General features: G+C 63.0%; 13 protein-coding genes and 3 pseudogenes. 1 reads left to right on the top strand and 15 read right to left on the bottom strand.

The window, feature by feature from the left end; all coding sequences use genetic code 11:
- Positions 1-173: 173 nt before the first annotated feature.
- The 3 genes from IPP91_16055 to IPP91_16045 form a co-directional block, all read right to left on the bottom strand.
- Entirely contained in the window at positions 174-680 is a 507-nt protein-coding gene (locus tag IPP91_16055) for a type II toxin-antitoxin system MqsA family antitoxin (protein ID MBL0143574.1), read from the bottom strand.
- The gene (locus IPP91_16050) at positions 677-979 is read right to left on the bottom strand and encodes a type II toxin-antitoxin system MqsR family toxin (protein ID MBL0143573.1); all 303 of its coding nucleotides are present in this window, start codon (positions 977-979) and stop codon (positions 677-679) included. The genes IPP91_16055 and IPP91_16050 overlap by 4 nt, the downstream gene beginning before the upstream one ends.
- 73 nt (positions 980-1,052) lie before the next feature.
- Entirely contained in the window at positions 1,053-1,457 is a 405-nt protein-coding gene (locus IPP91_16045) for an ATP-binding domain-containing protein (protein ID MBL0143572.1), read from the bottom strand.
- A gap of 84 nt (positions 1,458-1,541) precedes the next feature.
- Between IPP91_16045 and IPP91_16040 the strand changes: the two genes are divergently transcribed.
- Complete coding sequence (locus tag IPP91_16040; GenBank protein ID MBL0143571.1) at positions 1,542-2,513, top strand: restriction endonuclease; 972 nt, start codon at positions 1,542-1,544, stop codon at positions 2,511-2,513.
- A 10-nt stretch (positions 2,514-2,523) separates the two neighbouring features.
- On the opposite strand, the gene IPP91_16035 is transcribed toward IPP91_16040, so the two are convergent.
- The 12 genes and pseudogenes from IPP91_16035 to IPP91_15980 form a co-directional block, all read right to left on the bottom strand.
- A complete protein-coding gene (locus IPP91_16035; GenBank protein ID MBL0143570.1) occupies positions 2,524-2,844 on the bottom strand; it encodes a hypothetical protein in 321 nt (106 codons plus the stop codon).
- Positions 2,845-2,893: 49 nt separating this feature from the next.
- Complete coding sequence (locus tag IPP91_16030; protein MBL0143569.1) at positions 2,894-3,526, bottom strand: helix-turn-helix domain-containing protein; 633 nt, start codon at positions 3,524-3,526, stop codon at positions 2,894-2,896.
- 48 nt (positions 3,527-3,574) lie between these two features.
- Positions 3,575-3,751 carry a hypothetical protein gene (locus IPP91_16025; protein ID MBL0143568.1) on the bottom strand — a complete coding sequence of 59 codons (177 nt, stop codon included), beginning with the start codon at positions 3,749-3,751 and terminating at the stop codon, positions 3,575-3,577.
- A 75-nt stretch (positions 3,752-3,826) separates the two neighbouring features.
- The gene (locus IPP91_16020; protein MBL0143567.1) at positions 3,827-4,255 is read right to left on the bottom strand and encodes a putative toxin-antitoxin system toxin component, PIN family; all 429 of its coding nucleotides are present in this window, start codon (positions 4,253-4,255) and stop codon (positions 3,827-3,829) included.
- A gap of 163 nt (positions 4,256-4,418) precedes the next feature.
- Positions 4,419-4,631, bottom strand: a pseudogene (locus IPP91_16015) (AbrB/MazE/SpoVT family DNA-binding domain-containing protein).
- A gap of 28 nt (positions 4,632-4,659) precedes the next feature.
- On the bottom strand, positions 4,660-5,172 hold the full coding sequence (locus IPP91_16010) for an ATP-binding domain-containing protein (protein MBL0143566.1): 513 nt from the start codon (positions 5,170-5,172) through the stop codon (positions 4,660-4,662).
- The gene (locus IPP91_16005) at positions 5,144-6,409 is read right to left on the bottom strand and encodes an RNA-directed DNA polymerase (GenBank protein MBL0143565.1); all 1,266 of its coding nucleotides are present in this window, start codon (positions 6,407-6,409) and stop codon (positions 5,144-5,146) included. Before IPP91_16005 ends, IPP91_16010 begins: the two co-directional genes overlap by 29 nt.
- Positions 6,409-7,576, bottom strand: a pseudogene (locus tag IPP91_16000) (IS3 family transposase). The gene IPP91_16005 and the pseudogene IPP91_16000 overlap by 1 nt, the downstream one beginning before the upstream one ends.
- A 60-nt stretch (positions 7,577-7,636) precedes the next feature.
- A pseudogene (locus IPP91_15995) lies at positions 7,637-9,605 on the bottom strand (type I restriction endonuclease subunit R).
- A complete protein-coding gene (locus IPP91_15990) occupies positions 9,602-11,716 on the bottom strand; it encodes a DUF1768 domain-containing protein (protein ID MBL0143564.1) in 2,115 nt (704 codons plus the stop codon). Before IPP91_15990 ends, IPP91_15995 begins: the two are co-directional and overlap by 4 nt.
- The gene (locus IPP91_15985) at positions 11,703-12,746 is read right to left on the bottom strand and encodes a hypothetical protein (protein MBL0143563.1); all 1,044 of its coding nucleotides are present in this window, start codon (positions 12,744-12,746) and stop codon (positions 11,703-11,705) included. Before IPP91_15985 ends, IPP91_15990 begins: the two co-directional genes overlap by 14 nt.
- Positions 12,743-15,046 carry an SAM-dependent DNA methyltransferase gene (locus IPP91_15980; GenBank protein MBL0143562.1) on the bottom strand — a complete coding sequence of 768 codons (2,304 nt, stop codon included), beginning with the start codon at positions 15,044-15,046 and terminating at the stop codon, positions 12,743-12,745. The genes IPP91_15985 and IPP91_15980 overlap by 4 nt, the downstream gene beginning before the upstream one ends.
- Position 15,047 lies beyond the last annotated feature (1 nt).

The following is a 15,047-nucleotide window of genomic DNA, read 5'->3' as shown; positions in this document are numbered from 1 at the left end:
CGCACCTGGGTCGCGTGTATGACCGTGGTTATCGGTGATGGTAGATCAGGACCGTCCGTCCAACCTCCCCAGCATCACCCCCGCCGCCCCCTCCGACATTACGAGGAAAAGCTTCATCGTCGCCCGCGTCGATGCCGGACTCAAGCGCGCCGCCTCGTCTCCTGCTTTTGTAGCTACTTCCCCGGTTTGCGCTTCATCGAATATCCGGCGAGAGACTCGGAGGCCTTCGATGCAGAGGCGCCCGAGCGTGCCCACCGCACCGCCGCCGCAATGTCCGGTTCATTCAGCCTGATCTCGTCCAGTTGCTCGGGATGGCGATCCAGGAGCTTGAGCAGCTGCACCAGCGAGAGCGGTGGCTTGGTCTTCCCGTTCTCATAGCGGGAAAAGGCATTCACACCACCGCCAAAGAGCTCACCCGCCTGCCTTTGGTCCAGCGCGAGTTTCCTTCGCACCTTTGCGATGAACGCGGGGTCGACAAAGTTGGCGTTTACGCGCTTGTTGAAGGCAAGCATGGCGGCACTTACACGGGCCGATTCGGTACTGTCGAGCACTGCCTCGCCACACGCGGGACAGAAGTCTCCCTTGACCCGGGAAATCTTCGTCGACTCCCCCTTGTAGGTGTATGGCACGTCGCGCACGCCGCGAGCCAGCTTTGCCGCGCCACAGTGAGGGCACTTCATGCCTGGAGTTCCTTGAACGAGACGATCAGTACGTCGGCGACGACGGTCAGTTTCAGGTAGACGCGTCCGGCGCGGGTCATTGGCCGGTAGACGTCCTGCCAGATCCGATGGTCAGCGTGCGTCGTCATGCTCTTGTGGAAGTCTGCCGCGGTTAGCGATCGCACCATTTCGACCACCTCCGAGAAGTCGAGACCCAACGCTGTGGCGCCCTCGAGGGCGGACCATGTCGCGTGGATTCGGCCTGCGTGAACGAGCTCGCGCACGATCGCCAGGCGGTAGTGGGGTTTTCGTTTTTCCAAGACGACGATAACCTAGTTGGTTAACAGCCGCAATGGCCGCTTCCCCGCCTAACGGGTTCGGTGCGTGATTCGTCTACAGCAAGCCGCGGTCACGCTCCTCCAGCCGCCCCACCATCACCCCCGCCGCCCCCTCCGACATCACGAGGAAGAGCTTCATCGTCGCCCGCGTCGCCCCCACGAAGATCTTGCGCATCTCGATCTCCCCCAGCGCCTCGAAGTCGATCTCCGTGAGGATCACGCACGGGGCGCTCCTCCCCTTGAACCGGTACACCGAGTCCAGAAGCAAATCGCCCTCCGAATAGACCGGACTGCCGCCCGCGTCGTAGCCGCCCGTGAATTTGCGCAGCCGATGCCCGCCCACCTGGTCGAACGCCCCGAGCGCCGAGCCCTCCCGCCCCCGGAAGCTCACCACCGCGATCATGTCCTTGCGGAATCCCGCCGTGATCGCCTGGTCGAGCGCGTGCCGGGTCTGGGCCATGATGCTGGCCGCGGACGATTCCGAAGCCTTGGATCTTCGCGAGGATTAGTTGGGTCCCGATGCAAGGTCAAATAAACTCTCCCAATGCCTCGCTCGAACCGTCGCGAAAAGACCGGCTGGCTGGATGTGCTGAGCCTCCTTCCGTGGTGGGCCTGCCTCGTTCTCGCCGTCCTTTCCTATCTTGTCCTCCACTGGCTGGCGGGCGAGCGTCCGGACCCGCAAATGGCGGGGAAACAGCCGGCGCAGTTCATCATGGGGTCGTTCTTGCAGGGCCTGGCGATACCCGGGCAATACGTACTGCCCTTTCTTTTCGTGATCGCGGGGTTGATGTCGGGAGCTCGAGCGATGACGAGGCGCGCGTCAACTCCCGCCCCCCGAAGCGAGCCGCAGAGGCAGCCGCCACTCCCAGCGCCTTCCGAGCCCGGGCGCGACCTCTATGACGTATGGAAAGACGCAGGCCGGGAGGAGGTCCCACCACCGCAGGTCGATACGAGCCGATGGAACCTCGATCTGCTCAAGGCCCTCGACTGGAAGCGATTCGAGCTGGTGTGCGCGGGCTACTTCGAGGAGCTGGGCTTCCGGGCCGAGACCGTGCGCGGCGGGCCCGATGGCGGCGTCGACGTGCACCTCTTTGCGAATGACAGCCGCCACCCCGCCATCATCGTGCAGTGCAAGGCGTGGCGATCCTGGGCCGTGGGCGTTGGCGTCGTTCGCGAGCTGCTTGGCGTGATGACGGCCGCGGACGTAAAGGAGGGCATCATCGCGACAACCAGCACGTTCACAACGGAAGCAAAGTCCTTCGCGCTTGGGAAGGAGATTCACCTCATCGAAGGGGAGGATCTCGTCCGGAAGCTGCGCGACCTGGCGCCGAATCGGCAGAAGAGCCTTATCGAGTTCGCGACAGAGGGCGACTACTGGACGCCTACCTGCCCGAGCTGCGGGATCGGGACGCGGATGGTGATGAGGACTTCGGGAAAGGATGGGGCGCGGTTCTGGAGGTGCGAGAAGTTTCCGGCTTGCCGCTCCACGATGCAGGCATCCAGGGCCCAGGCGTGAGAACACACGCTCATCGGCACTTTTCCCGAACCACCTGCTGCACCCCCTCGAGCAACTGCCGCGCCGATCCGATGCACGCGGCCGCGACGCTCTCGCCCACCGGGATGCCCTCGTAGTCGGACTTGTTGCGCAGCTTGCGATAGGCCTCCAGCACCACGACGGCTTGCGGCTCCCATTGCGCAGTCTTCACCAATGCCTGGATGAGCGTCTGGTGGTGCCCGGGCTCGCTGGTGACGGGACGGTAGCCGTTGGCGAGCATGGCGGCGAGCGCGGCCTTGAGGATGGCGTCATAGGCAAGCCCGAAGCGGGAGTCGGACCCAAGGCCGCGCACCGACGCATCCTGCAGGCGGAGGCGGGCGGAATCCAGCAGCCGATCGATCTCAGCCCTTTCGGCGACGTGCTGCCGGAGCTTTCCGATGCGGCGCAGGTTCTCCAAGGTCATCCGGCCCACCCACTACGAAGAGTTTCGGTCCCTGAATAACGCGCGAGAGGAACGGTTCGCTGACCGCCCTGCGCTTGCCCCACTCCTCTTCGCCAATCAGATTCGGGTTGATCTCGCGACGAAGCGCGCGCTGTGCCGGCTGGAGGGCGCCCACCAGGACCGCGAAATCCACGCCGCCCACGACCAGCAGGTCCACGTCGCTGCCCCGGCGCTCGTCACCCCGGGCCATGGAGCCGTAGACGAAGGCCACGCGGATGCGGGCAGCGAGCGGCCCCAACGCGGCACGAAGGACATCCGCAATGCCTGCGGTCTTGCGCACGATGCCGCGCAGTTCCTCGAAGATGGGGCAGGCCTCATTGGCCGAGAAGTGAACCTGGTTGCCGACGGGCGTGCGAGTGAGGATGCCGGCCTCGGCGAGCTGGTTCAGCTCGCGCAGGAGCGTGCCCGGGGCTCGGCCGGTGAGGCGGGCAAGCTCGCGGACGTGTAGCGATTCGCCCGGGTGCAAGAGGAGCTGCGCGAGGACGTCGCGGCGGGCGGCGCCGAAGAGAAGGGAGGCGAGGTCTGAGGACATGGTCGTTGCCGATCGGGCAACGATAGTTGCTCGTTTAGCAACAGTATGTCAAGATGGAACCTCGCCGCCCACGGCGGAGTCCAGGAGCACCTCGCCCTTCGAATAGACGGGACTCCCGCCCGCGTCGTAGCCGCCCGAGAACCTGCGCAGCCAATGCCCGCCCAGTTGGTCGAACGCCCCGAGTGCGGAGCCCTCCCGCCCCCGGAAGCTCACCACCACGGTCATGTCCTTGCGGAATCCCGCCGCGATCGTCTGGTCGAGGGGTGAATGGTCTCGAACTGGACGTGCGCGAACGCGGCGTCAGTCGGCCAAGTACTCCAGGACGAACTCCTTGACGCCCAGCACTGGGCAGAGCCCCGCATCCCCCGCCAACGCCAGCAGGTCGAGATCGCCCGTGACCAGCGCCCGCGCCTTGCCCGCAACGGCGAGCTGGAGAAAGGGGACATCTCTCGCGTCCCGGCATCGCGGCACATCCGGGGGTGGGTTGGGGATGCGCACGACGTCCACCCAGGGAATGTATTCCGCGAGCAACTCCTCGCGCTCGGGCACGGTGAGTTGGAACTTGGGGTAGCCGAATGCGCTCACTAGCTCATCCACGGTGGCCTTGCTCGCGAGCGGCACGAAGCGACCGGACTGCCAGCCGGCCCGAACGCTCGAAGTGGCGCCACCAGAGAAAAACAGCGCCGACAGGACGACGTTGGTGTCCAGGACCACTCTCGGCGGGGTCATCGTTGAAGCTCGCGCAGAAGGCGCACCGAACGCTCCGGCGTCATGCCGAATGTCAGGTCCGGCGCCGCGACTTGGCCTTCGATTTCGGGGTGGCCTTGGCCGGCTTTCGCCTGGACGCATATCGGGCCGATGGTTCGCCGACCGCCGGGGCGGAATCCCCGGATCGAGCCCAGCGCACCGCGTCAGATACGTCCGACGGTTTCAGGCCCAGCAAGGCCAGCTTCGCGCGCACTGCGTCTCCCCGCATGATGCGCACCGGCGTGAGGACAATCTGGCCCTCGCGTACCTCGACGTCGAAGTACTCCGTGGCCGCGACAGAGTCCACCACGCTCTTGGGCAAGGTGAGCTGGTTCTTGGAGGTCAGTTTGGCGAGCATTGCTATTTCCTTAAGTAAGGAATCCTTACTATAGCCAATTCGTGGGCCGATGTCGTTCGAGGCTATGGGTCTCCACCCCCGCCGCCCCCTCCGACATCACGAGGGAGAGCTTCATCGTCGCCCGTGTCGCCCCCAGGAAGATCTTGCGCATCTCGATTTCCCCCAGCGCCTCGAAGTCGATCTCCGTGAGGATCACGCACGGGGCCCTACGCCCCTTGAACCGGTACACCGAGTCCAGGAGCACCTCGCCCTCCGAATAGACCGGACTGCCGCCCGCGTCGTAGCCGCCCGTGAACCTGCGCAGCCGATGCCCGCCCAACTGGTCGAACGCCCCGAGCGCCGAGCCCTCCCGCCCCCGGAAGCTCACCACCGCGATCATGTCCTTGCGGAATCCCGCCGCGATCGCTTGAATGTGTGGGTTGAGTCGCACCTCCCAGTCTCTCAGACTCAGTTCGAATGGACACAAACAACCTATTGGGCCTTCACAGCTGGGCGTCACTCGTAGCAGACCGTCAGAATTCGTTGCCTTTCTGATCATCATCTTCGATTGGACTTCCGTAGATGTCTTCGTCGTCCTCGTAGTCAAATGCGTCGTCCAAGTTCTCGATCTCAAGCAATTCGGTGACAGACTGTACGTTGTGCCTCTGCAGCGCGTCTGGCTTCGGCGCAAAGAGTGGGGTGAGGGTGGTCGCTTCGTCGTAGAAGCGGACGTTTAGCTTTCGAAGCTCTTCAAAGTGCGGGTTGGATCGAATGTGGACGTCGGACATACCGCCCCAACCGCGAACTCCTGCTTCATAGCTCAGCATCCACAGGTCCTCCCAGAGTGCATCGGAGTGCTCAAAGGTGCGCCATCGAGTTGCGGCGGCCGCCTTTGGGAAGCGACCCGCAGCCGCGAGGTCGAGAAGAATGAGTATGCAGATTGACGAGTTCATCTCCACGACGAGGTCCACTGCCTGTGGTGTTAAGGAAAGTCCAAGTTCTTTACAGATCCACAAGCTCCATGCCACCTCACTGTGATGCTCCAGAGGAGCATGCTCCAGAACGAGCGCATTTATAAGACGAGACAACCGCGATTTGCCGATGGGATAGCCGATGCGGGAGTAGGTTGAGAGCAACCGAGCGACGGTCTGAAGCGCGACTGGGTGCGCTGTAGCCGCGATACACAGCTGGGCCTCAAAGGCTTGCCAGTTCTCCTTGCGCACAATCACAGAACCAGCGCGACGTAGGGCGTAGACCATGACGCTCTCGTCACTGTGCGTCTTTGCAAGGTCACGAGAGAGTTCAAAGAAGTGATTGAAATCGGACCGCTGCCGTTGGCCGCCGGTAGCTATCGCAAAGCTCCGCAGTCTATGGGTCCAGAAATCCTCATTCAACTCCTCAGTCTTGCAGATCCGGGTCTTATCGAAGTTGACCTGAAGTTCGAAATCCTTCAGGCACCTAACAAGTTGCGCAAGAGCGGACTCAGCGGCGGCATAGCTCTCAAAGAAGAGGTAGTAGTCGTCGACGTACCTAAAGCCGGCAGGTATTGCACGCAGTCTCTTCCCGAGTTCAACGTCGATTGTCGTCGCGATGCACTCCGCGATGATGTGCGATGTGTCGGGGCCGATGGGGAGCCCGAACGTCTGTTCGTCTTGACATTGGCGTATCGCCAAGTCGAGCAGGTTCCCGAAGTATTTGGGAGTGACTCTTCTGTTCTTCTTCGCTGTGGCCTTGCCGTGTAGTGCCCACGGGATGGAGTGTGTGTAGACAGTTTGGAATTCCCCCGCTTCTCCGGACACTACGCTAAGCCCGCATGAGTACGTTCGAACTCCATCGGGCTGACCTGCCCAAGCGTCGAATGTCGGCGCCGGGAATTGTAGAACACTTCGATGTAGTCGAAGATGTCGGCGCGCGCGACTTCGCGCGTGGCGTACGTCCTGCGATAGACACGTTCCTTTTTTGAGCGAGGCGAAGAAGCTCTCGACCGCGGAGTTGTCCCAACAGTCGCCGCGCTTGCTCATGCTGCAGGTGATGCCCTCGGCCGACAGCAGGCGCTGGAAGTCCTCGCTGGTGTATTGGCTGCCCTGGTCGGAATGGTGCAAAAGCTCCGAAGGTTTGCCGCGTCGCCACAGCGCCATTATCAACGCGTCCAGCACCAGTTGCGCGGTCATGGTGGGTTGCATAGACCAGCCGACCACGCGCCGGCTGAACAGATCCACCACAACGGCCAGGAACAACCAGCCCTCGCCCGTCCAGATGTAGGTGAAATCGGCTGCCCACTTCCGGTTCGGAGCAGCAGCGGCGAAGTCTCGCTCCAACACGTTCGGTGCGATGCTGTGTTCCGGACGCAATCCAATGTCGGTAGGCATGCGCCGCGGCTTGGGCTGCGCGCTCATGCCAGCCCCTCGCATCAGTCGCGCCACTCGATTCTCGCTGCAGGATTGGCCTGCGACGACCATGTCCTTCCAGACCCGCGGCGAGCCGTAGGTCTGGTGACTCAAGGCGAAGCTTTCCCGGATCAGCACCAGCAAGCCCGCGTTGGCGATCGAGCGCACGCTCGGCGAGCGTCCAAGCCACTCGTAGAACCCACTCGACGACACCTCGAGCAAGCGGCACATCATCCGGGTCGGCCACACCGGCCGATAGCGGGCTACAAACACATACCTCACGTTGGTTCCTTCGCGAAGTAGCCCAGCGCTTTTTTTAGAATGTCGCGCTCCATTCGAACTTTCGCCAACTCTCGCCGAAGCTGCTCGTTCTCCAGCTGCTGCGCAGCCTTCAACGGCAATGCCCGGTCCTTCTCGTATCGACCTGCCGCGAAGTTGTCCACCCACCCCCTTCAGGACCGAACGCTCCACGCCAAGCTCACGCGCAACCGCCGACACCGATCGTCCAGGTTGCTGTGTGAGTTTCACTCCCTCGCGCTTGAACTCGGCCGTAAACTTCCGTCTTTGCTTTGTTGCCATCGAACACCTCCAATTGCCAGGTTGGCATCATCAGATGTGTCCGGGGAAACGGGGGAATTCCAGCGACGCCTCGCTCACCTTCGCGCCGTGGTACTCGTGCTCGCCCGAGAAGGCGACGATGGCCTGGTACGGGCTCTTGCGCTCCACCAGGTACGCCTTGAAGGCGTGGAAGTACTGGATGGCCCGCTCGATGCCGCTGGTGATCACCATTGCGCGCGCCTGACCGCCGATCTTGCCCGTAGCCATCACCTGGTCGTGGAAGTGGTCTACCATGATCTCGGCCTTGAGCCGGATCGCGTGGTCGTGGCTCTCCACATAGCGGCGCAGCTTCTTGCGCGCCTTCTTGGTGTCGAACTCCGGGTCGTCCTCGGTCTTCTTGACCAGCTTGTAGTAGCTGTCCACCGGCGTGTAGGCCTTGAGCACATCGAGGATGAAGCCCTCGTCGACCGCCTGCTTCATGGTGTAGCTGTGGAACGGGCGGTGCTTGACCTTGCCTTCGGCGTCGGGCGGCAGCGCCTCGCCGAACATCTCGAGCGTCTTGTTCTTGGGCGTGGCGGTGAAGGCGAAGTAGCTGGCGTTGGTCAGCATCTTGCGTGCCGCCATGCGCTTCTCGAGGGCGGCGTTCACCGTGTCTTCCGGGTCGGGGCCCGCGTCCTCGTCGTCAGCTTGTGCACCGAGCACCTGGCTCATCGCCGCCGAGGTCTTGCCGCCCTGGCTGGAGTGCGCCTCGTCGATGACGATGGCGAAAGGTCTTGCCGCCCTCGGTCGCGATCTCGTCGAGGATGAAGGGGAACTTCTGCACCGTCGAGACGATGATCTTCTTCCCCTCCTCGATGAACTTGCGCAGGTCGCCGGAGCGCTCGGCGTGGCCCACGGTCGCGCCCACCTGCATGAACTGCTTGATGGTGGTCTGGATCTGGTCGTCGAGCAGCCGCCGGTCGGTCACCACGATGACCGAGTCGAAGACCTCCCCGTTTGCTGCATCGCCGTCGCGCTTGAGGCCGATGAGCTGGTGCGCGAGCCAGGCGATGGAGTTCGACTTGCCGCTGCCCGCCGAGTGCTGGATCAGGTAGCGCTTGCCTGCACCGTGCATGCGCACATCGCCCAGCGCCTGCCGCACGAGGCTCAACTGGTGGAAGCGCGGCCACACCTGCCTGCGCTTCTTCCGGCCCGTGCGCGGGTCTTTCTCCTCGACGATCTGCGCGTAGTTCTCGAGGATATTGGTCAGCCTCGCCGGCGTGAGCACCTCGTGCCACAGGTAGTCGGTCTTGAGGCCATGCGGGTTGGGTGGGTTGCCCGCGCCGTCGTTGTGGCCCTTGTTGAAGGGCAGGAACCACGAGCCCTTGCCGCGCAGTTCGGTGCACATCCGCACCTCGCTGTCGTCCACGGCGAAGTGCACCACGCAGCGGCCGAACTCGAACAGCCGCTCGCGCGGGTCGCGGTCGCGCTTGTACTGCTGGACGGCATCCTCGACCGTCTGCTTGGTGAGGCTGTTTTTCAGCTCGAAGGTGGCGATGGGCAGGCCGTTGATGAACAGACCAAGGTCAAGCGCGCGGCGCGTCTCGTCAGTGCTGTAGGCAAGCTGGCGCGTGATCGAGAAGCGGTTCTCGGCGTGGAGCCTTTCGGCCTTGGCGTTGCCCGGCGACGGCGTGCCATAGAACAGGTCGAAGTGCAGCGGCCCGTGCTCCACCCCCTTACGCAGCACGTCGATGACGCCGCGTTTGCCGATGTCGCTGGAGAGGCGGGCGAGGAACTTGAGGCGGTTGATGTCCTTGGCGTCGTTCGCGTCCGCCATGGCCAGCTTCGTGAACGCCTCGGGTTGCGTGCCGCGCAGGAAGGCGAAGAGCTGCGGTACGTCGAGCGCGTGGGCGCGGTCGTAGTCCTGCGCGCTGCCGGCGGTGTAGCCCGTGCCGCCGTAGGGCGGCGGACGCTCGGCGACCACGTTCGGTGCGGCCGCGAGACCGTCCGTGCCGGTCATGTGCCGCATGATCAGCGTTTCGAGGCCCTTCTCGCTGGTGTCGGTGGTCATAACGCGGCCTCCTCGTCAGCGGTGTCGGTCTCGTCGCTCAGCTCAGCGTCGTCCTCGTTTGTATCGAGCGGCGCTTCGTCGGGAAGCCGTGCTGCCGCTTCGCGTACGTCGAGCGTGCCGGTCACCAAGTCGGCAATGAGGCGGGTGCGGTATTCGCGCAGGAGTTCGATCTCGCGTTCGAGGCGGGAGATGCCAGCGGCAAGTGGAGCAGTGTCGCATTTGAAACTCTCGACGATGGCCTTCTGATCACGGACGGGAGGAACTGGGGCGTAGAGATTCTTTATGCGCTCAACCGCCAAGCCAGGCTGAGCCGCCGATTGTGAGTACTGATTTAAGTTCATTGCCCGAAGAAGCTCACCGAACCAAACTACAGACATGTCTGGCTGCAGCGTCGGGACTACAGCGTGTTCAGAGGCGAAGAACTGCCCAATGGCGAAGTTGATGTTTCCGCAAAGGGCACCTTGGCGCCCAATGAGTGCGTAGTGTCCGTCATGTGTATATCGGGTCGTGTAACCTCGCAGGCCGTTACCGCCGTAGACCGGATACGGCCCGGTCGCTTCGATTTCCAGGGAAGTAATTCCGTCGCCGCTCTCGAATCGCGCCAAGTGCTTCAGCCTGCGCACCTCCCAATGCTGCGGAATATCCCCGAGCCAGGGGATGCCGGAGGGCTTGAGGGGGACGGAGGGGTCGAGGCCGCGGGTGACGGCGCGGTGGATGATGGCCTGCTTCTGCTCGTTCAGCAGCGCGATCACCTTCCGCTTGGCCCGGATCGCCCGCTCCAGCCGCCCGTTCGCCCAATCCAGAAACCGCACAATCGCCGCCTGCTCGTCGGGCGGAGGAAGTGTGACGATGAGTCCCCTCAACTCATCTGGATAAATGTGCTTGATGGTAGTGCCACGGCCCATCGTGGATTTCTGATTCGCCGCATGGTGGCAGTCGAATGCGTAGCCCAAATACGGCGCATGAGCAGCGACGCTAAGGCGCAGGACAATGACGTCTCCGCCGCAGACTGCCGGAGCCGTCATCAGATTGACCGCGGACTTGCCGATCTCCTCGATCTTTTCACCAGATGCGGCGAACAACACGTCGCCAAAACGAATCGGCGTGTAATCGGACGCTCGCTCGGGCTTGATGAAAGTCCTGGTCGTGCGAATGAAGTTCTTGTAGGTCGTGTACAACTCGCCGTAGCGCACGCAGGGCAAACCCTCCGCAACAGCGTCCTCTTTCGTGCCGCCAACGCCCTTGAACAGTCGGCCAATGTGGCGAGCCTGCCGGACATCCCAATGCCCCGGCACCTGCCCGAGCCACGGCAGCCCCGACTCCTTGTATTCCGCATAGGGCTTGAGGTAGGCGACCTGCACGCTTTTCGCACTATCGGTCTCGTATAGAGCAGGAGGCGCTTCTTTCACAACAGGCGCATCGAACAGCGACGGCTGCTTATGGACGCGGCCACCGGCATTACCGCGAACGGGCGTAATGGCAGCATTGACCGATTCAAGATCGCGTTCAGGAGCCTGCGAGGCGACGATCTCAATTGGCCGCCCTCCCAGCAAGAAGTCAGGAATGTCGAGAGGCTTCACTTGAATAAGCGACTCACGGCCCTCATCCCTGATAGCTTCCCGCAACTCCATCAGCAAGCGGCCGAGCACGTTTATGCCGACCAGGGTCCCGTCGTCGTTTGCCTTGGCGCCCCAAAAGGCATCCTTCCGCGATTCCTCAACGATTGGCCGCTCGCCCGTCTCTAGCAGCAGTTCGCTGAATGTGCGCCAGTTCTGCGCGAGCTTCACCCGCAAACACCACCGCATGATCTTGACGCGGACCTGGTCCCAGTCCGGCCGCGAATTATGCCGATAGGGTTTGCTCTTCATCTTGGCCGTCATCGGACTCTTCTGCTCGATGATTAGCGCCTGAACCTCCGGCCGATGCGGGAACCGGCAGGTCTGGTACAGCGCCTCCGATGTGAGGATACGAATGCCGTTCACCCACAACGGAAACCCTCCGGCCATGTTCGACAGCCCGCCAAACGGTGCGTCAGTCTTGAGAAAGACGACACTGCTGGCGCGGTCGTAGGTGCGGGTCTGCTCCGCGTGGCGGCGGTCAGTGGATGACATCAAAGCCCTCCACACCGGCGTAGGTCTTGCGTGGCAGCAAGGGGTACCAGTTTCTAAATGGGTGTCCCGCGTGTGCATCAGGGTCGCCCCACCACAGCGCAAGCGGCGCGTTGTTCGGGCAGTTGCGGAAAGTCGCGATCATCGAACCAAAGCCCAGCCCAAACGGGCTGAAACCAAGTGGCCGGAGCGCCCGGCTCGGGTTCTTGCTGAACGAACGAATGCGCATGCCTGCAAGGAGCAACTGCTCCTCAAGCAGTTGCCGCCCAGCCTCTGAGGAAAAGATGCCGTGCTCGCACTTTCCGCCGGGCTGACGTGGCTGGAAGGGGAACTTCTCCTCCTCGGCCAGATAGGCCTCCAATGACGGGGCCTGCGGGATTACCGCTGGCCAGAGCACTTCGGACGTGTCGCGCTTCGCTTTCCGGTTCTCCAGGCGAATGGCCGCCCAACAGTGAATGTGCATCTTCTTGCCAGCATCCGCGGCAGCCTTCTTCAAACGCTCGGTGCACTGCCATTCGCCTAGCCGGTGGGTAGCGATTACCAGAATATGGACGGTGAACTCGGCTGGCGCTTGGTCTGTGATCCACGCCGAGAGATCGGTACCTATTCGCCCGCCAGTGAAAAGCACATCGTCGAGGTAGATGTACGCGCCACCAGCCGAGCCGCAATCCTTGAGTGCCAAGCTACATTGCTCTTGCAGCGCAATGCCGAACAGCTGGCGAATCTCGCGCTGGCTGTGTCCCTGCTTCTGGATATCGAGAACATGCGCCGCTCTCCAAAAGTCGCAAGGCGATGCACCAGCGAGCACGTGGTGTTTTATCTGATGGGCGAAGAATTCAGCGACGGCGCTCGTGGCGAAATAGGTTTGCCCTAGCGTATGGTCCATCTCGGTCAGCAGTGGCATTTGCACGTCCGCGTCAAACTGCTTGACCCATCGGTCCACATGGTCGGGCGATGGCTTGGCGATTTCGCCGGCTCGATAGTCCTCGATGGTGTGAGCGATTGAAGCCAAAAGATCGTCCCGCTCACTCATGACACACGCCCTCCAAGCAGATCGCCGAGCAGCCCCTCGGCCTCCTTCTCGATAGCGAGGATGTCGGCGCTGATCTCCTCCAACGTGCGCAGCGGCTGCGGCTTGTAGAAGTGGCGCGTGAAGCTGACCTCGTAGCCTTTCTTGGTGGCATCTTCCTTAATCCACGCGTCAGGGGTGTAGGGCAGCACCTCGCGGCGGATGAAGGCTTCGATGCCGCCCTCTTCGAGCAACGGCACCTGCTCGGTGTCGCGTAGGTCGGAGTCGGGCTCGTACTCCACGACGGCGGGCTTGCCGTCCACGGTCGCCTCGAACAGGCCGCGTAGCGGGTCGGCCTTGGCCTTGCCGGGCTTGTGTACCTTGGCGAGGACGGGCGGCGCGGTCTCGACGCGCCAGCTCACGGCCTTGAGAATCTGCTTCAGGTCGGCGGCGGCGAGCTTGATGCTGGCCTTGTCGAGCGCGGCGTCCACGCGGTCGCGAAACAGGTTGTGGTCCTCGAATAGCGTGTCGCCCAGTGCCACGCGCAGCTTGGTGGCGACTTCGACCAGGCGGCTGTCACGCTCCCAGGTCTTGGCATCGAGCAGTTTCTTGCGCTTCTTCTCGGGCAGACCCCTCTTGGCGCTGCCGCCCTCTTCGTCGTCGCCCTCGTCCTCGTCATTGCCCCAGTCGGCCAGGCGCTTCTCCAGTGCGGCTGAGACCTTGGCGAACCTGGTGAAGAGGTCGTCGCCGAACTCCTCGTAGAGCGTCGCGCGGATGTCCTCGTCACCCGAGGTGAACCGCAGCGTCTCGATGGCCTTGAGCGTGAGCTGGCTGTGCAGGCGCAGCGGGCGGTCGACCGTGACCTTCCAGTAGCCGAAGGCGGCGTTGGGAAAGATCTTCGACTCCGGCGTTTCCTTGAAGTCGAGGAAGGCACGGCTGATGCGCGCGATGTCCTCAGGCGAGAGTTCGCAATTCTTCTTGCCGAGGTTCTTGCGCAGCGGCTTGAACCACTGGCTGGCATCGATGAGCTGCACCTGGCCCTTGCGATGCGAGGGCTTCTTGTTGGACAGCACCCAGACGTAGGTGGCGATGCCCGTGTTGTAGAAGAGGTTGAGCGGCAGGGCGACGATGGCCTCGAGCCAGTCGTTCTCGATCAGCCAGCGGCGGATGTTGCTCTCGCCCTGGCCGGCGTCGCCGGTGAACAGCGACGAGCCGTTGTGGACCTCGGCGATGCGGCTGCCGAGCGCGGACTTCTCGTTCATCTTCGAGGCCATGTTGGCCAGGAAGAGCATTTGTCCGTCGCTGGAGCGCGTGACGAGCGACAGCTCCTCGCCCTGGTGCATGACCTTGAAGCGCGGGTCGCGCATGCCGTCCTTGCCGCCCATCGCCTCCAGGTCCTTCTTCCAGCTCTTCCCGTAGGGCGGGTTGGCGAGCATGAAGTCGAACTCTTGCGCAGGGAAGGCGTCGTGGGAGAGCGTGGACCATTCCGCGCCACCGACGATGTGGTCGGCGCTCTCGCCTTCGCCCTTCAGCAGCATGTCCGCCTTGCAGACGGCGTAGGTCTCGGGGTTGATCTCCTGTCCGTAGAGCAGGCACTTGACCTGCTGACCACGCTTGTCGCCGATTGCGGTGAGCGTCTCCTCAGCGACGGTGAGCATCCCGCCCGTGCCGCAGGCGCAGTCGTACAGCAGGTAGGTGCCGGACTTAATCTCGGCCTCGATGGGCAGGAACACGAGGTTCGCCATCAGGCGCACGGCGTCGCGCGGGGTCCAGTGCTCGCCGGCTTCCTCGTTGTTGTCTTCGTTGAACTTGCGGACCAGCTCCTCGAAGACCGTGCCCATCGAGTGGTTGTCGATGCCGGCCGGCGAGAGGTCGATGTCGGGGTCGAGGAACTTGTTGATCAGCGTGCCGATGGCGTCGGCCTTCGACAGCGTCTGGAGCTGGTTGCGGAACTTGAAGTTGTCGAGGATGTCCTGGACGTTGGGCGAGAAGCCGTTGAGGTAGTCCTCGAAGTCGGCCAGGAGCTGCTGCTGGCTGCCGCGCGACTTGAGGTCGCGCAGCGTGAACTTCGAGGTGTTGTAGAAGGCCTGCCCCGCGGCGTCGCACAGGGCGGCGCGCTGCCCGGTGATGCGCGCCTCATCGAGCATCTTCCTGGTCTCGAGCACCTTCTTCTTCGTCGGCTCGAGCACCGCATCCATGCGGCGAATGACGCACATCGGCAGGATGACGTCAGGGTACTTGCCGCGCTTGAAGAGGTCGCGCAACACGTCGTCGGCGATTCCCCAGATGAAGGAGACGATCTTGTTGTGGGTAGCTTGATCCATG

The organism is Betaproteobacteria bacterium, from assembly GCA_016720855.1.
Classification (GTDB): domain Bacteria; phylum Pseudomonadota; class Gammaproteobacteria; order Burkholderiales; family Usitatibacteraceae; genus FEB-7.
The sequence above is the reverse complement of the archived record's forward strand: the minus strand, read 5'-3'. Positions and strand labels throughout refer to the sequence as shown.